Source organism: Pseudosulfitobacter sp. DSM 107133 (assembly GCF_022788695.1).
Lineage (GTDB): Bacteria > Pseudomonadota > Alphaproteobacteria > Rhodobacterales > Rhodobacteraceae > Pseudosulfitobacter.
On record NZ_CP085158.1, the window covers coordinates 14,916 to 34,531 of the forward strand.

Genomic DNA, 19,616 nt, shown 5'->3' on the forward strand with positions numbered 1-19,616 from the left:
GCGGCGCCATCGCTATTGTTCGGGGATTTGAGGGCTACGTCCTTCACATTATCTCTCCTTGGTTTGGGGTCAGAGGGTATCGAGCCAGGCGAGCAGGTCCGCGTCACGTTTCCATCGCGCGGGTCGATTTCCTGCTGTCGGAACGCCGACCTGTTCGAGCGCCTTTCGCTTGGTTTCGAGATTGGCCTGGGCGTAGTGGTTGGTCGTGTCGAGACTGACATGTCCCAGCCAGCTTCGGATGACGGTGATGTCGACGCCCGCCGCGACGAGGTGGACGGCCGTTGCGTGTCGGAAGCTGTGCGGCGTCACATGCTTCGAACGAAGCGTGGGTGTCGTTTTCGCCGCCGCCGCGACGTAGGCCGCCAGCTTGTACCGCACGCCCGAGGCTCCCAGTGGTTCGCCGTAGCGATTGACGAAGATGCGCTCATCGGGTGCGCGCGGCTGCCGCTCCAGCAGTTTCTTCAGCAACGTCACAGTTTCCGGCCAGAGCGGGCAGATACGTTCCTTTCGGCCCTTTCCGTAAAGACGCACGCAATACGGTGCTTCGAACCGGATCGCCTTGGGACAGAGATCGAGCGCCTCTTGGATGCGTGCACCACTATTATAGAGCAGCGACAGCAGCACATGGTCTCGCATCCCTTCGATCGTCGATCGGTTCGGCTGCGCGAGGATGGCCTCGACCTCTCCCGGTTCAAGGTAGCAGGGTGCGGCAGAGGGTTTGCGCTTGAGCGGGATCGTGAGGACCTCGGCGCATTGGGCGACATATTCGGGGCTCTTGTCCGCCACGAAGCTGAAGAAGCTGCGGATCGCGGCAAGCCGACAGTTGCGCGTGCCGATCGTGCCCTTGCGACCATGCTCAGCATGGTTGAGGAACGCGCGCACCTCGCTGGCGGAGACGTCCGCCAGGGTGACCCGTGCGACACCAACGCCGTTTCGCTCCGCGACGAACCGGAGCAACAGCCGCCAAGTGTCCCGATAGGACTTGATGGTATGGATCGAGGCGCTGCGCTGTTCTGCCAGCCATTCCTGGAAGAAGGCCCGCAACAATTCGGGGAACGGATTGGCCGATTTCACGACAGTGCCTCCCCGTTGAGGCAGGGGGCGCCGACGGCGCGGAACCGCTCGCTGGCTTCCTGCAGCAGATCCTGCGTGACGGTGATGTAGACCAGCGTGGAGTTGATGTCCCGGTGACCCAGATAGGTCGAGAGGAAGTGCAGCCGGTCCTGCGGGTTGATGCCGATCCGGTACCATTGAAGGATCCGGTTCACGACCATCGAATGCCGCAGGTCATGCACACGCGGCCCCGTCCGCCCGGAGGGCGGCTTGAACCCGGCGCGGCGCATGACGTTGGTGATCATCGTGGTGACCGTCTCCGGGGTGTGATGCCCCTTGAAGTGGTTCTGCCAGAACAGCCCCGATTGCGGGTCCTGCGGAGCGCCAGCGCGCTGCCGCGCATCGAGATAGATGCGTAATTCGGTCATGACGCTGCCCGACAGCGGCAGGATCCTGGTCTTGTAGAACTTCGTTTCCCGGATCGTGATCGTGCCGGATCGAAGGTCGACGTCGCCCAGATCGAGCCGCGCAATCTCACTACGTCGAAGCCCGGCGCAATAGGCCAGCAGGATCATGGTGTAGAGGGTCTTCGGCCGCAGCGGGGCATGCGGCGACGGATAGCGTCGGGCCACATCGAGCATGTGCCGGATGTCGACCGGGCTGAAGATATGCGGTCGCCGGTGCTCCCGCGCCACCTCTCGTTCCGGTCGCGGGTTGAAGCGTTTCGGCGGGATGTTCGGATCGAGCCGGTGTCGCGCCTTTGTCAGGATGCGTCCCAGCTTCTGGCATTCCGCCGCGTGATTGCGGGTGGACTTGGCCGCCGCCCAATGGGACAGCATCGTCTCGAGCGACTCGTCGGCCAGTTCCGGATGCGATTGCAGGAATCGGTCGAACCGCAGCAGCCAGTGAGCTTGCGCTTCGTATTGGTAGCCCCGGTTTCGCATCAGCGCGACATGGTCACGCATGACGCCGCCCAGAACGCTGCCGTAGGGCGCAGGCCGGTACAGCCCGGCGAGTGCCTCGTCGGGATTGGAGGAGGCAAGAGCCCGCCAGATCGGCTTGTTCTGTTTGATGTTGTGCTGCCTGCGAAGCTCTGCGACGGGATTGCCGGGGATCAACTCGTTCTGGACCAGATAGTCGAGGAAGCGGTCAACGATGCAGACTTGGTTCAACAGCGTCGACAATTTCCACCGCGTTGCCATTTCACCCAGCCAGTCCTCGAGCATCTGGCGATCCACTGCTGAGTGCCGGCGCGCAACATCCTCGAAGCTGCGAAGGATAGACCGGTAAGTGTAGCTGCTTCTCTGTCCGAACCGGGACGTGCGGAGAAAGTCCTCGACAACGGTGTGATCGGGATCGTGCCAGGCGCTCATGACAGCACCTCCGAACCGGGCACGTCGAGCGCCACAGCCCGCAAATCTTCGGTGGCAAGTTTGAGATAGGCATTCGTGGACTCGGTCGATCGGTGCCCGAGCACGTCGCCGATGATCTTTTGCGGAACCGACGCCCGTAGTAGTTCAACCGCCCGCGCGTGGCGGAAGACATGTGGCCCCCGTTTCCCAACCGGGGTGACGCCCGCTGCCGCCAGACGTCTTTTGACCATGCCATACAGGTTCGTCATCCGCGTATAGGGCGCGAGGGAGCGGATGAAGACTTCCCGGCTTTCGACTTGCGGGCGCCCGAGGCGCAGATAGTCGAGCACCGCATCGCCGACCGGCGTCAGTAGTGGCATGTAGGAACAGGAGTTGGTCTTGGTGTGACGGATGCGCAGGGATTCCGCGCGCCAGTCGATGTCGTCGAGCCGGAGACTGCAGATTTCGCTCTGACGCAGCCCGTAGATGGCGAGCATCTGCAGAATCGCATGGTCGCGCAGCCCCCTCGGCGACCTGTCCTTTCTGGTGGCCTCCAGAACTATGTCGATCTGGCTGCGGTCCAGGGTCGAGGGAATATCCTCGTAGGCATAGAGCATGGGGCCGATGACCTGTGCACTCAGATCGGTCGGAACTCGCCCTGACTGATGGAGATAGCGCAGCAGTGAACGGAGCCATGCGGCAGAACCCGCGAGCGATATCCGTCGCAGCCCGATGGCGCGCATGTCCATGTAGTGATCGATATCGCGCACGGCCATTGCTGAGAGATCGTCGGCGCCCCTGCGGCCGAAGTACCAGTCCAGAAAGCGCCGCGCCTCCCGGAGCCGTGCGTCGATTGTTTCATCTGCCAGCCCGCGCTCGTCACGCATCCAGGCGCCATATTCACGGCAGATCGCATGCCGAAGCGCTGTATCCGGCGCAATTTCGGCGACCGGTGGCCATGTGCCTTGGGCCAGCCGGAGCAACTTGCAGATCGCCGTACGAGGCACCCCATGCCAACGCGAACTGGGCGGACGGCCATAGCGTGAATGAAAGCAATGGACAGCGTGGCGGAAATACTGATCGACCTGCGATGGCGTTACCAGCGCCACCGGCATGTCGCGCTCGGCCAGGTAGTCCAGGAACCGGCGGGCATAGAGCCGATGGTTGGCCACAACCACGGGATTGTAGTTCTGCTCCGTGAGCGATTGCGAGAGCTCTTCGATCAGCTCGTCGTGCGACTTCAACATGAGTGTCTCCTCAGACGGTTGGAAAGCCGCTGAGGTCTGCAATCAAAATAATGCGCAGCAAAGGTTGCGCCGACACCCAGAAAACAAGGAAAACAACGATAAACCTCGGACACCTTCGCATTATCGCGTCCTCGCGATTACGGACGATTCACCACAATCTCGAAGCCGCGTTGACTGCGACCGGCGTCAACGATGCCTCGGGCGAGACCAATGCCTCGGCCGCACGCGCCTCGGCCAAGTCCCGTTTCGAGAGCACGAAACAGCGCTTCTTCAACCATCTCCTGATGGGCATGAAGGCTACAGGCATCATCCACGCCATCAAGGACGATCTGGCGGCGGGCAAGGCTTGCGTCATCCAGGTGGTCTCGACGGGTGAGAGCCTGCTGAAGCGCCGGCTTGAGGCGATGGACCAGGAGGACGAGCTGGTCGAGGGCGCGCTAACGCCGCGCGACTACGTCCTGGGATACCTCGAACAGGCCTTCCCGATTCATGCGCAAAAGCTGGTCGAGATCGACGGCAATATGGTGGCAGAGCCGCTCCGCGATGAAACTGGCGCGCTGGTCGTCTCGCGCGAGGCGCTCGCTCTGCGTGACGCGGCCATGATGGAGTTGATGACGCTGGCCCCGATCCCTTCGGCGCTGGATCAGATCCTCTGGGCCTTTGGCGACGATGCCGTGGCCGAAGTGACCGGAAGGTCGATCCGACCTCTGAAGGCGGACGATGGCCACCTCTTCATCGAGAAGCGCGCCGCCAGCAGCAATTCATCCGAAACCCAAGCCTTCATGGACGGCGAAAAGGATGTCCTGATCTTCTCCGATGCGGGCGGCACGGGCCGTTCCTATCATGCGGCACAAACGGCGAAGAACCAGAAACGGCGGCGGCACTACCTGCTGGAGCCCGGCTGGCGCGCGGATGCGGCCATCCAGGGGCTCGGGCGCACGCATCGCTCGGCTCAGGTCAGCGCGCCCTTCTTCCGGGTCTGCACCTCGGATGTGCATGGCGAGAAGCGTTTCACCTCGACGATCGCCAAGCGCCTCGACCAGCTGGGGGCCTTGACCAAGGGCCAGCGCGAGACCGGCTCGCAAGGCATGTTCCGCGAGGAGGACAATCTCGAAAGCCCGATCGCACGGGCGGCGCTGCGTGGGTATTTCGCCGATCTTGCCGCCGGGCGCGCTGAGGCGATGAGCTACGAGAGTTTCACCGACTGGACGGCCCTGCGGCTGATCGACAAGGACGGGGTGCTCCTTGAGGAGCTTCCCCCGATCCAGCGGTTTCTCAACCGGGTGCTTGCCCTTCCCATCCACATGCAGAACGCGCTCTTTGCCGAGTTCATGAGGCGGATTGCCGATCAGTCTGAGCGGGCGCGCGCGGCGGGCACGCTCGATCTCGGCGTGGAAACCCTGTGTGGCGAAAAGATCGAGCAGGTCTCCACCGAGGATCTCTGGACCTGCCCGAAATCCGGCGCCGTGACGCGGATCATCGGACTTGAGGTGACGGACCCAGTGTATGTCCTTGACGCCGAAGAGGCCATGTCGCGCAATCCCGACAAGCTACCCATGGTCAATCGCGCCTCCGGTCGCGCGGGGCTCATCTCGGCGCGGCCCATGCAGATGTATGACGAGGACATCGTCACGCTGATGCGCAAGGCGGTGAGGCCAAATGGGTCTAGCTATCTGGAGGAGACGCGGTTTGAGTCTTCGGCCTGGGAAGACATCGGAAGGCCCGAGTTTGCAAGGCTTTGGGATGCCGAGGCAGCGTCCCTGCCAAAAACCACCACGACCAAGCTCTACCTGCTAACCGGGCTGCTGCTGCCCATTTGGAAGGACATTCCGACCACCAATGAGCGCATCTACCGGGTCACGCCCGACGGGGCGACCGCCATGATCGGGCGCACGCTGAGCGAACAAGGGGCGGCCGCGCTGCGCGCCCGCTTCCTAGTCTCCAACCCGCAAACGCCGCGTGAGATGCTGATCGCCGCCCTTGGCTCCACCGCGCCTGTCGATCTGGGCCGGGGTCTCACCCTGACCCGTCGCCGTGTTGCAGGCGAGATGCGTCTCGAGCTGGGCGGCGCGGATCGGGGCATGATTGATGGCCTCAAGGCCATGGGGTGTTTCACCGAGATCATTGCCTTCCAGCTGCGGGTGTTCCTGCCGCATGGGGACGGGATCGACACGGGAACCATTCTGGCCCGGATCGTGGGCCAGCGAGCCGCTAGAGCGGCAGAACAAGCCGCCTGAAAAGTCAAAGCGGGCTTCCGGTCGGGCGTCGCAGATCGGGATTTGACCGGTCTGCGCGTTCCGGGCGCGCGCAGACCAATGCCACGCTCAGCCCCCCAAATTCAGACAAGAGGACTGACCCATGACCAATCCCCAGATCGATTATGCCGCAATGGCGGCTCAGTGGCGTGCAGAGCGCGAAACCACCTTGAAGGCATCCCGAGCGGAGCTGATCGCGCAATTGCGCGCGCTTGGCATCAGCGAGGTCACTGCCGAATACGAAGGCTACGGCGACTCCGGCAATGTTGAGGATGTGACTGTGCAGCCTGCGGAGGTCCAACTGCCGGAACCGCTTGCCACCGCCGTGGGCGATTTCGCCTGGTCGCTCGCCTATCACCATCACCCGGGGTTCGAGAACAACGAAGGCGGCTACGGCACGCTGACCTGGGACTTGCGCACCGACAGCATCAGCCTCGATCACGCGGACCGCTATGTCGAATGCTCGCACAGCTATGTCGAGGGACTTTGAGATGGCCCATCCGCTTCATCATGCTGAAAGCTCTGCCCGGAAATTCGGCGGGGTGCCGTCTGACTATCAGTCCATACATGACTGGTTCGATGCCTCGAAAGAGCACCTGGCGCTCTTTACGCACCGAGCCATGCGCCATCATGCTCAAGGCCTGTTTGAAGCCGAACGTGTCTTCGGCCTGACCCTGACCAATAGCGCTGGTCGGGATATCCCCGTGCGCTGGATCGGCGAGCAGCATGTCCGTGAAGATTGCCAGGGCCGCATCCCGAGCATGGCGGACTGGCTGCGACGGATCCAGCCCGAGCCATGGATGGCCAATGGCCATATCGACCGGCATGTCGGCTCCGAGCCCTACGGCGATCCAAGGGTTGCCTGGGCCTCCGAGGTTGCCGCCGGAAGAACGCTTCTTGGCCTGAAGGATTGGATGGCGGCGCGCGCGACGCAAGCCACGCAAGGTGCCTGACAGATCTCGGTCGTTTGCCAAACGAATGCTGCATGGAAGCCCGGTTGGACGACCGGGCTTCTTGCGTCGTTTCTCCACCATTCTTCGTAAGGAGGTTCGCATGACACTCGAAGACATCAAGGCGGCCGTCGATGCCGGGCAGACCGTGCATTGGGCCAATACCGGCTACGTTGTCCACAAGGACCGGCTTGGGCAGTACCTGATCACCTATGTGCCGAATGGTAGCTGCATCGGCCTGACAGACCGGAGCGGGCACCGGTTGAACGGAAAAGAGGTGGAGTTCTTCATAGTGCGATCCGAGGACGGCGCGGAAAATCCGGGCAGCCAATCAAGACCAGACGGGCAGGGGAGGGGCGTAGCACCCGGAGGCGCGGGGGCATTCCCGCTCGGACGGCAGCTTTGACCCGTGGGCGAGGCTGAAAGGAAAGCAGGCTTTCTGGTTTGTGATCCCTCAAGGGGTCGAGAAAGCAATCCCGGATGCGTTGGCAAGAACGTCAGGCACCGGCCAATCCAAAAGGAACCATCCCATGTTCGCAGGAACCCTCACCCGCAATGTCGAGACCGCAGCCGTTCAGTACACCGGCATGATCCACTCGACGCGCTTTGACATCGCCATTCAGCTCGAGGCGCGGGCCAAGATGTCCGAACGCAGCCCGGATTTTGACGTGACGGCAGTCAACAAATCAGGCCGCAAGGTGCGCATCGGCACGGCCTGGAACGAGACCGGCAATACCAGCGGCAACCCCTACATCTCGATGCAGATTGATGTCGGCCTCGGCCCGTTCCGGGTCAACGCGGTGCAGACGAAAGAGGCGCGCGCCGCCCAGAGCGGCGCATTCGAGATCATCCCGCTGGTCTCGAATGGCCTGATGAAATCCGGCTCGATCTCGGGCGAGCTCACCGCCATGGACGCCGACAACGCGTTCACCGGCTACATCGCCAACATGATGTTCGATCTGGAGTTCATGCTGATCGAGAACGGCTACAAATCCGAGAAGACTCACCCTGATTATCGCATCGAGGTCAGCTCGCCCTGGGGCACGCCGATCCGCGTCGGCTCGGCGTGGATGGCGAAAAGCAGCCGCACGGGCAATGACTACTTGTCACTGCTGATCAACACGCCCGATGGCGACCTGCGCGTCAACGCCGTGCAGAACGAAGAACAGCGCGGCGGGCAGACCTTCTCGATCATCCCGTTCATCGACAGCGGTGAGCAGCCGCAGGACGCGGGCGCGGGGCTCTCGCTGGTCGCCTAATCGGCGCGCGAGGGGGAGACGATCTGAACCCAAAGGGGAACCGTGGGATCACGGTTCCCCTTTTTCCGTGTCCGTTTGCGTGAAGGACGCCACCCGCTTGCGATCAGGTGCAAATGCGATACAATAATATACTAACGTAATGTCGAGGGCGGGCGCGTGGCGGCTAGATCAGGGACGGTTCCATGGTTCGAGAGCTATGATGTTGAGGCAGAGGTTGAAGATCTCCTCACTCATATCGAGCGCTGCACCGGATTTGCGCTACCCGCCCAACAGCGCGCCGTCATCATGTCCCATGCGACGGCGAAGCTTGATAAGAACCGGCAGGCATATCTAGAGGCCAAGGCGGCGGGAAAACCGGTGTCCACATCGCGCCGCGCTTATCTGACCGACCTTCAGGACACGATCTTCATGGCGATCCCGGAGGAGGACCTTGCGCGGATGCTGCTGCGCGAGCAGGTCCTTAACGACCCGTCATTTTACGCGGACGCAATGCACCGCGCCGCTGGGATCAGCGAGGATGAGCTTTTCATGGCGCTGTCCTCTTCGCTGAAAGACATGACAGTCCAAGACGCCCGGGCCTTCGTCTCGAAGCTTTGGCACGGCACGATTGACGACAATGCCCGCAAATATGCCGAAGCCCTGAAGCGCCCCGAGCGTGAACCGCAGCCCGTTCGTCCGGGGAACACCGTGTAAGATCGAGGCCGTTCTCTTGCCTTGGGCCTTGACCAAGTTGGCCGCCTCAACCCCCTTTCCCGGAGGTGGCACCCTGTGCAGCGTGCGAAAGCCGCTGAAGGTGCTGTGGTGACGTCTACTGTCGCCAACATGATGAACCGGGATCACATGCGTGCCTTCTTTCGGCGCGCCGCGGCGCTTGTCGCCTTTGTCGCACTGCTCTGGGCGGTTCACCTCCTCAATTGGATTATCGGTTACGGCTTGAACCCGGCCTTCGGCCTGATCCCCCGGCACGTCAGCGGATTGGATGGTGTCATCGCCATGCCCCTCCTGCATGGAAGCTTCGCGCATCTTATGGCCAATACGCCGCCGCTCCTGGTGATGGGTGGGCTGCTTGTGGCAACGACCACGCGAGCCTTGCTGCCGGTGAACGCCGTGGTGATCGGCCTCGGCGGCGGTCTTGTCTGGCTGTTCGGAAGCTCGGCCATCCATATCGGCGCGTCAGGGCTCGTCTTCGGCTGGTTTGGCTTCCTCGTCGCGCGCGGCCTCGTGGATCGCTCACTGATCACGCTGGGCGCGGCACTGGTGGTCGGTTTGCTCTACGGCTCCATTCTCTGGGGCGTTCTTCCGGGTCAGCCTGGCGTCTCGTGGGAGGCTCATCTGTTCGGCGCTTTGGCCGGCGCGGCCGCTGCATTTCTTGTCCGAACGCATGTCCATGCGCCGCGTCTGGGCGACGTCGATCTGGATTGAAGCAGTACGCCTGACTTGGTCGGCCCTAAGCTGCCGCTCGGCGAGCTCTCCGGCGCTGGAGCGCAGCTGCACTAGAACGGTCATTTGCATAGGCGGCAGAATTTTCAATGGGTAAGCATCAGCAGACTGGGATAAAATGCCATTTCGCTGCGGTTAATCGACCGACTTGGCTTTACTCTCAACTCAAATAGCAAAGTGCCCGATGGGTTGCACCGGGCACTTCTTTGTTAACGCAGCTCGAGATTACTTGGCAGCAAGGATGTCGAAATTGCGGACGTTTGCCACCACACCATCGTCCCATCCGCCCGAGACCAATTCCGAAGCCCTTTCATTCAGTAGCCCGGCGACCTGTCCGGCAAAATGCGCTTCGCGGCCAGCATCGTCGGCAAAGATGTCGAAGATGGCAAAGTTGTTCTCGTCAATTTGCAGCGCCGCCCAGAACAATGTCATGGGTTCGGTATCTGCGACGATGGGGCCGGCGGCGGTCAGCAAGGCTGCCAATTCGCGGCCTTTCCCCGGCGCAGCTTCAAGCTTGATGTAAGTTGCGGTCGTTGCCGTGGTGAGATCAACCGGCGCCTTGACCGACAGGACATCGGAGTTGTTGATATTCGCGACAACACCTTCGTCCCATCCTCCGTCGACCAGTGTGTCGGCGTTTTGGTTCAAAGCCGCAGCAACCGCTCCTGAGAAGTGAGCGTTCCGTGCCTCTTCATCTGCAAAGATGTCAAAGATTGCGAGCGTATCGTTGGCTTGCAGAGCAAACCAAAGGACGGTGCCCGGCTCTGTGTCCCGCACGATAGGTGCGGCACCCGCCAGAAACTCCGCGAAAGCTTCGGACTGGCCTTCGGCGGCGGGCATGGCGATGTAGCTGGCGGTATGATTTTCCATTGGATTGTCCTGTGCAGTTGCAGAAGTTGCGATCAGAGCCAGTGCGGCGAGTGTCTGAAGAATTTGCGATTTCATGGTCGGCCCCTGCTTTGAAGTGCATCGTGTTTGGTTTCGATGCACTCTTGTCCCATGCCGGATGCGGTGGACTCCAATTCCGAAATGCTATTCTTTGATAGACATGGACTATCGAACTTGTTTTGATGGCGCGGCCGGAGATGTGACGGAGAATGCGGCGATGGAAATGAACCAGATCAGATACTTTCTCGCTGTCTGCGAGCACCGAAACTTCACCCACGCGGCCAGTGCCTCCAATGTCTCCCAACCTTCCTTGACGACTGCGGTCAAGAAACTTGAAGACGAACTTGGAGGTGACCTGTTTGTCAGAGACCGTGCAGGCTGCAGGCTGACCGCGCTGGGAAAACTCGTGCAGCCAAGATTGCAGAAAATATACGACGAGACGCGACAGGCGAAGGCCGAGGCAGTCCGTCATATGCGGTTGGAGCGAGTTCCTATCACTGTCGGTGTCGGCGAAACGATTGGCCACAGCAGAATTTCGGCAGCTATGGAGCGTATGCGCAAGCGCGTGCCGCAAGCCGAAATCGAATTGATCGTTGCGTCATCCCACGAGCTTCTTTCCGGGTTGCGAGATGGTGACTTTGACGTTGTCGTCACCGCGGACAAGGTCAGTGAAGACCTCTATCGTATAGACATTCTCTATGAAGAGGACTACAAGGTCGTGGTGTCAAAGTCGCATCCATTGTCTGAACTAAATACAATTTCTCTTTCGACGCTTGCTCAAACTGACATGCTTGACAGACTGAATTGCGAAATGCGGGATACTTTACATGGAACCTGCGCAGATCAAGGTTACGACCTCTACGCGGCCTATCGGTCAAATCGCGTGGATTGGTTAATCGAACTTGCCCGGCAGGGTTCGGGTGCGGTGATCCTACCAGCCACCGCTATTCCATCAGACATGGGCCTGGTGTCGAAACCCATCGATGGCCTTGAAATAACACGAACTGTTTTGGCCGTTCGATATCGGCACCAAACGACGAGATCAGAAACAAATGATCTGATCCGTGAGATTATGCGCACGCCAGCATAACGACGCCGGTTATCGACCCGGGCGCATCGTGTATCATTCTGCAATTAGGGCTCAAACGATGCTTTCGTGCCATCAGGCTCGACTTACGAGTGGTTCTGAAAATGGGGGCAGGTCAAACTGGCGCTGACGCTGAGACAATAATTGTCGCAATCATGTCTCAGACAGTATGCTTTCGCACTCGCAGTGAATGTCCGCTTTCCGCCGATCACGTCGAATGCCTGGACAAGCAATCCCTATAGTCGGCAGCGTAGTCCCTGCACATCAACCGTGGCCAGAGCCTTGCGGCCTCCCCTGCTCGGCTTCGCGTGTCGCAGGGGAGAACGGCCCTTCGGTCCGTCGCGCATTCGGCCATGCGGCCTCACCGCGGCGTCGCACCCGGCGTCCCGGTTTGCCCGCCTCGCGAGCACGTCCCTCCCCGGCCGCTCCGCCGGATTGCGCTCTGGTCTGTTTTGCGGAGCAAAACGATCCCGCCGCTTCATCCGTCTCCCGCGTCCGGTCTGGCCGTTTGCCTGCTCGGGTCGGGCAAACCTACCGTCAAAACACACACACATGAGTGCGGAAGCATATCCTCCGGATGGCCCCCAAATCAGCCCGCGTCAAGGATCGCAAAACTTTTCGGCGAGGGCGGTGCCTGTGGCGCTAGGGGGTCCCGTGCGTGAGGGTTCGCGTGTCTCAGGTGTTGCGCACGGAAAACTTTTGCGCCCGGCAAGCCGGCGGCTGCGCCGTCCCTGACCCGGGCAGATTCGGAAACCAGGCATTCGGCCATGCCCCCACACTCACGTGGTGGCCTTGCAACCGAACACTGGAGACCAGACATGGCTTACGACACCGCAAACACCTACGAGACCATCGAGCTTTTCGGACTGACCGAGAAGGACGCGCAGCTGCCGATCCCGGAAGATCACGTCCTGAGCGACCACATCATCCGCGAAAGCTTCGAGTCATTGCTCGGGCAGCTGCGCGGGACCGGGCTTGAAGCCGAAATCGAACCGCTGGCCCATGGGCTCGCGACGATCCTGCAGCGCCGCAAGGTGGCGCTCGGCAAGGAGGTCGACCGCACCGCCGACAAGATCGGCGCGCTGGCAAAATCCCACGACGGATCGGAGATCGCCGAGACCGCGCTCGAAGAGGCGCAGGCCCGCTTCGTGCAGCTGCGCGAGATCGTCAGCGCCATTGAGGTGATGAGCGAGGCGGCGGCGGAATGCTACGAGATTGAAACGGGCCACGCCTTCATCCCGGCGGCAGGCTCCCGCGCAAGCGTCCGGGCGCAAGAGACCGGGGCGGTCTTCGAGGCACGGCAGCTCCTGGAGCAGCACGACCGCGAGACTGCCGAGAAATCGAAAGTCGAGGGGGTTCCCCTGATCGTCTCAGGCGCCACCGACTGGACCGATGTCGATGTGATCTTCAACACGCTCGACAAGGTTCGCGAACGCATCAAGCAGAACCGCAACCAGGAGATCTTCCTCTGCCACAAGGGTGGCAAGCACGGGGCGGAGATGATTGCGGCTCGGTGGGCCCGGGCACGCGGGGTCGCGCAGGCGCGCTTCGATCCGCGCTGGTCCGCGCACGGGCGGGCGGCACCGTTCAAGTGCAACGATGAGATGCTGGACGACAAGTTCGCGGCGACGGGGGTTGTACTCTTCGGCGGCAACGGGGTCGCACTGAACCTCGGGCAGAAGGCGGAAGCGAAAGGCCTGACGGTCATGCGGGTTGCGGACCCGGCGAAGAAGGCGTCGCAGGATTGAAGAGAGGGGGCCGCGCTTGGCGCGGCCCTTTCGTCATGTCTCATGGCGCGTGCGATCGGTCATGCGTGATCGGCAGTCTGCAGCGGCCGGCACTGCCATCCCTCTACCCAGTCCGTCAGAGTGCGGCCCATCCGCATCGGTACGGGAGGGGGATGGTGAGCCCATGACGCACATCGTCAGCAGCGCAAGACGCGAGGGGTCGAGACGTCGCACATGAGGCTGAAGACCTGCACGTCCCTCGGGGCGTGTTTCGGAACATCGCATCCACGCGGGCGGGCTCCGTCAGCACCCCGGCCAGGCTCGGCGGGACGCGGACGCTGATGGTGGCGGCTGCGTGATGGCAAGGGTCATCCGGATCACTCCTTTTTGCTCATAGATGTGGATCGCACGGGGTCGGCCCAATCGTGCCCTCCGCTTCGCTTCGGCAAGCACAAATACGGTTTCCACGGCTAGCCGCGGACCCTCCGCATTTGCGCTTGCGACCGGGCCTCTTGCCCCGTGCCGGGTGATCCCCATCGCAACAAGGAGTAACCCAAATGACCAACCACTACGTCGCCACCGTCCCCGTCAAGTTCACCGATACCGATGGCCAGGAGCGCACTCGATTTCAGCGCGTGGGCGCGATGTTCCGCAACACCCGCAACGGGGACGGCTCGGAGTTCTTCAGCCTCAAGCTCGACTTCCCGGTCGCGGTCTCGGAGCTGGTGATGTTCCCACCGAGCGCGAAAGATCCCCAGGACTAAATCCTCTGACGAGGATGGGCCGCCCCAGCACGATCTTGGGGCGGCCCGATCCCTGTTCCAGGGATGCCGCGTCCGGCGGTCAGATCGCCCGAGGCGACTTCACGAAGCCGTCGGCCGCTGCGCGTTCAACAGACGCACTCCTCCCGAAATGATCAGGCCGCGACAGACCGGCCAGTCAGCCTCAAGGGGGCCATCCACAAAAACCTATCGGCCAGGGCCTCCCGGTTTTTGCGGCAGAGATTTGGCAAGCCAAATCTGGCCCTCCTTGACCCTGCCTGTCCGCCCTGTCGGTGGGGTTTGCGCCCGCCCGCGGTTCCGTCCGAACACATGCGCGTTCGGCCAGACCCTCGGGCGGGGCTGGTGGACGGGACCCCTAGGACAGGTGGTGCACCCGGTGGTGAGGGCGGCAGAGCCGCGTCCCTGCGGGCCGCGGCGTGAAGCGGACACCAAGGCTGCCTGAGCCTGAATGCGACGTAAGTATATAATTGACATATCGGTATATTATCGTAAGGTGGGGGCAGCCTTGGTGGAAGGTGGCAGGAAATAGGGGGTCTTTCTTCGCATGTCTCGCTCGAAACGTCTCACGGATGCGCAACGTATGGAGATCGTGCGCGAAGCCGCGGACGGAGTCTCGACGTCCGTGCTTGCGAAGCGGTTCGGGGTGACACCGCGGGCGGTGCAATACACCTTGAAGAGTGACGATCAGCGCCAGCGCGATACGGCCGTGCCGGTCTTGGCGGTGAGTGTGAAAGTGACCCCTGACGAGATGGCGGCATTCGATGCGGTGCTGGCGTCGGCGGGGATCGAGACCCGCTCGGAAGGGCTGCGCCGCTTGATGCAAGCGGCAGGTGGCACCTTTGTGGCGGACACATCGTTGGCGGCAGAGATGGCGCGCTATCGCGCCTCATTAAATGATGTTGGAAACGGTGTCGCCCAGATTGCCAAGCAGATGCAGAAGGCCAACAGGGAGGGACAGGGAACTGGTGCTGAGTTCTCAGAATTGCGGCTTGCACAGATGCGCGGGTTGGCGCGATTCATCCTCGATAGTGCAGATGAGATTGACCTGCTTGTGCGCCGCCGGCGTGACGCGATGCAGCTGAAAGCAACGGCTGCCTTGAAGGAGTTCGCCCATGCGGCTGAATGATGCGGTTGGTGCCGTCACCGGAGAGATATTTGAGGATGGGTGGAGCCGGATCCGTGGCTCGATGCAGGGTCTGTATGCCTCCAAGCAAAAGCAGATGGTGCGCGCCGCTGCGGGACATCGGGCCGCTGTGTTCAAAGCGATCCGGGGCGGGGGCACGCATAATAAATCCCAGCTGTCCAACCAGCTCGAATACCTCACGACAAAGTCCACCCATATCGTCGACAGCAGCGGGTTCCTGGATGGCAAATCCAAGCTTGAGCGCGGCGAGATCAAAGACCTGACCGAGCGCTTTGCCAAGCGGTGGGACGCGGGGTTCAAACCCAAACTTGGGCAAACCACACATCTGCTGATGTCCTTCCCGATTGGAACGCGCGGAGAGGACGTGCGCGACATCGCGACTGACGTGGCCGAGCGGTTCTTCCAGAAAGATGAAGGCCACTTTGATTATATCATTGCTGTACATGAGGACCGCGAGCATCCGCATGCGCATCTCGTATTGAATCGCCGCTCTCAAGAGGGCGAGTTTTTCTATTTGGCGCGCAATCATCGGTTCAACTATGACGACTTCCGGTTGGCGATGGTCGAAGAGGCCGAGACCTACGGCGTGCGGTTGGAGGCAACGCGGCGGATAGATCGCGGCGAGGTGCATTACCCGGCCAAGACCCGCGAGGTCTATGCCGCCAAAGAAGAGGGCAGGACGCCAGTGGAGCGCGAACGGGTGGGTAAAGACCTGACCCGCACGCTTGCCGAGATCGCAAACACCAAAATCATATTCCACTCGCTGGCTGCCGAGGCGTCCTCCGAGAACCGCGAAGACATTGCTGAGGTTCTGTTCCGTGCGGGCGAGGTTCTGGCGAAGGGTGGTCACGTTGAAACCGCAGGAGGCATTTACATGGCCGAAGACGAAACGTTCGAGGATCTGCGCAGCCGCTACGCGGAGAAGGTCGCAAACATCACAGATTTGATCGCGGCAAAGCCGGATGCAGAGCGACCCGCGCTGGAGAAGTCTCTCAACGCAATTCAAGCGCGGGTGCAGCATATGCAGCCCCTTGGGCTACGGTCCAATTCCCTCTCGGAGGTCCCATCAGAAGGCGGGGTTTATTCTGAAGCCAATATTCAGCAAAGCCAGTTGGAGCGTCTGTCTGAGCCACGGGTGCGCGCCCGCGTCGATGCAGCACTGCGCGGCACGGGGATCAGCACATCCGAGGTTGTGGCCCGGATGGAGACGGGGGCGCAAAACGCGGCTCTGGAACATCAATGGATTGCGGATGATTTGTCCAAGGTGGCCGAGGCGAAGGATTTGAACCTTGAGCGCCGCGCGGATTTGGAACAGGCGCGGGATATCCTCAATGATGTACATGTGCAGCTGGGGACCATGCTGGAACGGGAAGGTGTGCTGCGCCGTGACGGTGTCATTGAAGACGCCCGCGAGGTGCAGGCGCATGTCACGCAAGCTCAGATCGAAACCGCTGCCAATGCCGTTCGCGTCGAGACTCGGATTGAAGCTCAGAGTGAGGACCTTGATGAGGCCGTGATCGAAAGCCTTGCCGTAGAGCGTTTGGAGGACGAACAGCGGGACTATCTGCGCGACCATCCAGAGCTGATTGCGCGCCCGACCGATGTGATCCGCACGGATGAGGAGGGCAGGGCGGTGATCGTAGATCAGGCCGCAGCAGACTGGGTTATCAATGAGGTCGAAGCGGCGCGTTTGGGGGCGCACAGCAGCACGCCAATCTCCGTTTCCGTCGCGCGCGATCTACAGACGCGATATCCTGATATGCCCGAGCAGCTGGCGGAGGGTCTCGGCGACACTTACGCGCGTGTCTATGAAGCGCGCGGCGCTGAACGGGAGGAAAACCTGACGGAGCGCGAGACAGTCCAGAATGAGACGCCCGAACTGTCCCGTGTTCTCGCCCATGAACGGGCAGGGGAGTTGTCTTCGCCCTTTGAGACCAACCAAGAACGTGAGGCCTTCCGCAGCGATGTGGCGCGGGTTTTGGACGCGGCGCAGCTCGATCGCCTGAAGGAGGGTGACAGTGACGCTTTGGAAAATGTGATCGAAGATCGCCTTGATCGGCTCTATGTCGCAAAGGTCTATCTACAATCGGATGCGGCAACGGCAAACTCGGAGGCGTTGCGACAGGTTGTCGATGAGTTGGCAGACGTAGAAGTCGAGAGACACCGCGCGGCGGACGTGGACGGCGAGATTGAGCGGGGCCAGGTCCATTGAGTGGATCCATGGGAAAGGCTTGGATTGCCATAGGGGTGGTTCTGGTCACCTTGGTGGCAGGGGCGATGGGCTACACCATTGCCTCGGCTGTGCTGACCTTTAAGGCGCTTGGGTTCAGCGCCGATATCGATTTTGGATATATCGCGCAAAATTACCTCTGGATCAGAGATAGACGGCCTGATGATTTCCAACTGATCAACCTGATCATTGGCGGTGCCGCCGTCGCGGGGCTAATGATGAGCCTTGCCCTTTCCGGCTCGGCCCTCACGCGCTTCGGGCAGACCCATTGGCAAAAGCGCGGTGAGATGAAAACCAACGGGTTCTTTGGCAAGCCAGGGACCGGGTTTATTCTGGGCAAATTGGGCAGCCCAAAGTCGCGGGCCCGCTACATCACATCTAAGGTCTTTCCCCATGCCCTGATCGTGGCACCAACGGGGCGCGGTAAAACCAGCGGCTTTGTGATCCCGAACCTGCTCACATGGCAGGGGTCTGCCGTTACGTTGGATGTGAAGGGCGAGTGTTTTGAAGCCACGGCGCGTCACCGTGCCGCCCAGGGCGACAAGGTCTACCGCTTTGCGCCCACGGACTGGGTAGGCAAGCGCACCCATCGCTACAATCCGCTGCTGCGCATCTATGAATTGGAAGACCCCGCGCGCCAGCAGATGGAATTGCAGCTGCTGGCGACCTTGTTTCTGCAAAGTGACAATGATCGCGTGCAAGGGCTTTTGAAGGGCGGCATTGATTTGTTTGTGGCCGCGGGCTTGCTGGCGTTCCAGCGCAAGAAGCCCAACTTGGGCGAGATCTACCGGATCGCGGCTTCGGGGGGCAACAAGCAGAAAGAATATGTGGCGCGGGGCCACGAGATCGACAACAAAGCCGCGAAGTTGATCTTTACGCGGCTGGCGTCCACCAACAACGACACGCTAACCTCCTATGTCTCGCTTCTGATGACCTCAGGTCTGGATCAATGGCAGAACCCGGCGATTGACGAAGCGACGCAGGTTTCCGACTTTGATTTCCGCACGATCCGCAAGAAGCCCTTCACGGTCTATCTCGTTGTCCAACCGCTGATGGTGAAACCACTCGCGCCGCTAATCCGGTTGTTTTTCTCAGACCTTCTCTCGGCGATGCAAGAGAAGGAACCGGGCAAAGATGAGCCTTGGCCTGTGATGATCATGCTCGATGAGTTCAACCGCCTTGGCAAAATGCCCATTGTGGTCGAGAGCATCGAAACTCTGCGCACCTATCGCGGCCACTTGGCGGTGGTGACCCAAACCATCCCTGCCCTTGATGAAATCTACGGTGAAAACACCCGCCGCGCGTTGCAGGGCAACGCAGGTGTGAAGCTCTACCTCACTCCCTCAGATGAAAAGACCATCGAGGAGCTCAGCAAGGCAGTTGGGAAGACAACGAAGACAGTTATCACTCGATCGCGGTCCATTGGGAAGAACCCGTTTGAGGGGCGCAGTCAGTCCACACGGACGGAAGAGACATCGTTGTTGCCTGAAGACGAAGCGCGCCGGTTGCCGCTTGATGAAATTATCATGGTCGTGGATGCGCAAATGCCAGTGCGGGCGAAGCGGATCCAGTATTTTGATGATCGGCTGTTTGCGGCGATCCATGGCGCGCAGCGGGGCGAGTTGCCGTTTCCGGTGATGGGCGGAGGTGGCGGCAAGGCGGATGGTTCAGATTTCGGCGGAACAGAGCGGAGTCCGAGCCAAGCTGGAACGAGTGCGGAGCCCCAGGTGCATGATGAGCGTCTGGATGGTCCAAACGAGGTCGGTTCAGGTAAATCAGTGCCGCCAGCCAAGAAAAGTTCGAAGGCTGTTCAAGCCGTTGTCGAAGAGGAGCAACGGCAGATGGAAATGAGCTTTGCCGACCAGGTTGAGATGCAAATTGAGGAAATCGATGGTGGCGGTATAGATCGACTCGATACAGTGGTGGATGATTTGGACGGGCTGGAAAGCCGGTTGAAGCAAGGGGAGGGGGTGTCTGGCTGAGATGGGTAAGGCGTAGCGCAACCATTGAATGCACGTAGATCACTGAACCAGTCGTTCGCCGCACCAGATTTGAAGGACAACAAAGCGGATAAGGACGAAACCGCTCTGGCGGTATTGGCGCTTGTGGCAGGCGTAGCGCGTTGATTTGTGCGTTGTGATTTTGTGAACTGACGAACCTGTTGGACGATTGGGAGCTTTTTAATCTGACGACAGGAAGTTT

Annotated in this window: 17 protein-coding genes; 13 read left to right on the forward strand and 4 right to left on the reverse strand. The window is 60.9% G+C overall.

From position 1 onward, the window contains the following. Nucleotides 1–69 precede the first annotated feature (69 nt). The 3 genes from DSM107133_RS22000 to DSM107133_RS22010 are packed head-to-tail and all read right to left on the reverse strand — an operon-like array spanning nt 70 to nt 3,652. Nucleotides 70–1,074 (reverse strand): tyrosine-type recombinase/integrase, encoded by a 1,005-nt coding sequence (locus DSM107133_RS22000; protein WP_114293633.1) that lies wholly within the window; start codon nt 1,072–1,074, stop codon nt 70–72. Continuing rightward, complete coding sequence (locus DSM107133_RS22005; RefSeq protein ID WP_114293634.1) at nt 1,071–2,426, reverse strand: tyrosine-type recombinase/integrase; 1,356 nt, start codon at nt 2,424–2,426, stop codon at nt 1,071–1,073. Before DSM107133_RS22005 ends, DSM107133_RS22000 begins: the two co-directional genes overlap by 4 nt. Continuing rightward, on the reverse strand, nt 2,423–3,652 hold the full coding sequence (locus DSM107133_RS22010) for a site-specific integrase (protein ID WP_114293635.1): 1,230 nt from the start codon (nt 3,650–3,652) through the stop codon (nt 2,423–2,425). The genes DSM107133_RS22005 and DSM107133_RS22010 overlap by 4 nt, the downstream gene beginning before the upstream one ends. 50 nt (nt 3,653–3,702) lie before the next feature. Between DSM107133_RS22010 and DSM107133_RS22015 the strand changes: the two genes are divergently transcribed. The 7 genes from DSM107133_RS22015 (at nt 3,703) to DSM107133_RS22045 (ending at nt 9,538) form a co-directional block, all read left to right on the forward strand. Further along, nucleotides 3,703–5,889: a strawberry notch C-terminal domain-containing protein gene (locus tag DSM107133_RS22015; protein ID WP_243253636.1), complete on the forward strand. Its 2,187-nt coding sequence runs from the start codon at nt 3,703–3,705 to the stop codon at nt 5,887–5,889. A 121-nt stretch (nt 5,890–6,010) separates the two neighbouring features. Then, entirely contained in the window at nt 6,011–6,397 is a 387-nt protein-coding gene (locus DSM107133_RS22020) for a DUF6878 family protein (RefSeq protein ID WP_114293996.1), read from the forward strand. Between the two features lies 1 nt (nt 6,398). Next, nucleotides 6,399–6,860 carry a hypothetical protein gene (locus DSM107133_RS22025; RefSeq protein ID WP_114293995.1) on the forward strand — a complete coding sequence of 154 codons (462 nt, stop codon included), beginning with the start codon at nt 6,399–6,401 and terminating at the stop codon, nt 6,858–6,860. Nucleotides 6,861–6,960: 100 nt separating this feature from the next. Beyond that, complete coding sequence (locus DSM107133_RS22030; protein WP_114293994.1) at nt 6,961–7,263, forward strand: hypothetical protein; 303 nt, start codon at nt 6,961–6,963, stop codon at nt 7,261–7,263. Between the two features lie 124 nt (nt 7,264–7,387). Continuing rightward, nucleotides 7,388–8,116, forward strand: a complete 729-nt coding sequence (locus tag DSM107133_RS22035; protein ID WP_114293993.1) for a DUF736 family protein — start codon at nt 7,388–7,390, stop codon at nt 8,114–8,116. A 156-nt stretch (nt 8,117–8,272) separates the two neighbouring features. Continuing rightward, nucleotides 8,273–8,809 (forward strand): hypothetical protein, encoded by a 537-nt coding sequence (locus DSM107133_RS22040; protein WP_240310564.1) that lies wholly within the window; start codon nt 8,273–8,275, stop codon nt 8,807–8,809. 129 nt (nt 8,810–8,938) lie between these two features. Then, nucleotides 8,939–9,538: a rhomboid family intramembrane serine protease gene (locus tag DSM107133_RS22045; protein ID WP_240310563.1), complete on the forward strand. Its 600-nt coding sequence runs from the start codon at nt 8,939–8,941 to the stop codon at nt 9,536–9,538. A gap of 243 nt (nt 9,539–9,781) precedes the next feature. On the opposite strand, the gene DSM107133_RS22050 is transcribed toward DSM107133_RS22045, so the two are convergent. Continuing rightward, nucleotides 9,782–10,501, reverse strand: a complete 720-nt coding sequence (locus DSM107133_RS22050; protein WP_045320533.1) for a hypothetical protein — start codon at nt 10,499–10,501, stop codon at nt 9,782–9,784. Nucleotides 10,502–10,604: 103 nt separating this feature from the next. Here DSM107133_RS22050 and DSM107133_RS22055 point away from each other — a divergent pair, with 103 nt between their 5' ends. The 6 genes from DSM107133_RS22055 (at nt 10,605) to DSM107133_RS22080 (ending at nt 19,396) form a co-directional block, all read left to right on the forward strand. Then, complete coding sequence (locus DSM107133_RS22055; RefSeq protein WP_231582216.1) at nt 10,605–11,534, forward strand: LysR family transcriptional regulator; 930 nt, start codon at nt 10,605–10,607, stop codon at nt 11,532–11,534. Nucleotides 11,535–12,349: 815 nt separating this feature from the next. After that, nucleotides 12,350–13,279, forward strand: coding sequence for a DUF2493 domain-containing protein (locus tag DSM107133_RS22060; protein ID WP_037275556.1), 930 nt, complete (start codon nt 12,350–12,352; stop codon nt 13,277–13,279). Between the two features lie 536 nt (nt 13,280–13,815). After that, entirely contained in the window at nt 13,816–14,022 is a 207-nt protein-coding gene (locus DSM107133_RS22065) for a hypothetical protein (protein WP_007120662.1), read from the forward strand. A gap of 562 nt (nt 14,023–14,584) precedes the next feature. After that, complete coding sequence (locus DSM107133_RS22070) at nt 14,585–15,166, forward strand: helix-turn-helix domain-containing protein (protein WP_037941661.1); 582 nt, start codon at nt 14,585–14,587, stop codon at nt 15,164–15,166. Then, on the forward strand, nt 15,153–17,396 hold the full coding sequence (locus DSM107133_RS22075) for a relaxase/mobilization nuclease domain-containing protein (protein ID WP_114284601.1): 2,244 nt from the start codon (nt 15,153–15,155) through the stop codon (nt 17,394–17,396). Before DSM107133_RS22070 ends, DSM107133_RS22075 begins: the two co-directional genes overlap by 14 nt. A gap of 8 nt (nt 17,397–17,404) precedes the next feature. Beyond that, nucleotides 17,405–19,396, forward strand: a complete 1,992-nt coding sequence (locus DSM107133_RS22080; protein WP_114294396.1) for a type IV secretory system conjugative DNA transfer family protein — start codon at nt 17,405–17,407, stop codon at nt 19,394–19,396. Nucleotides 19,397–19,616 lie beyond the last annotated feature (220 nt).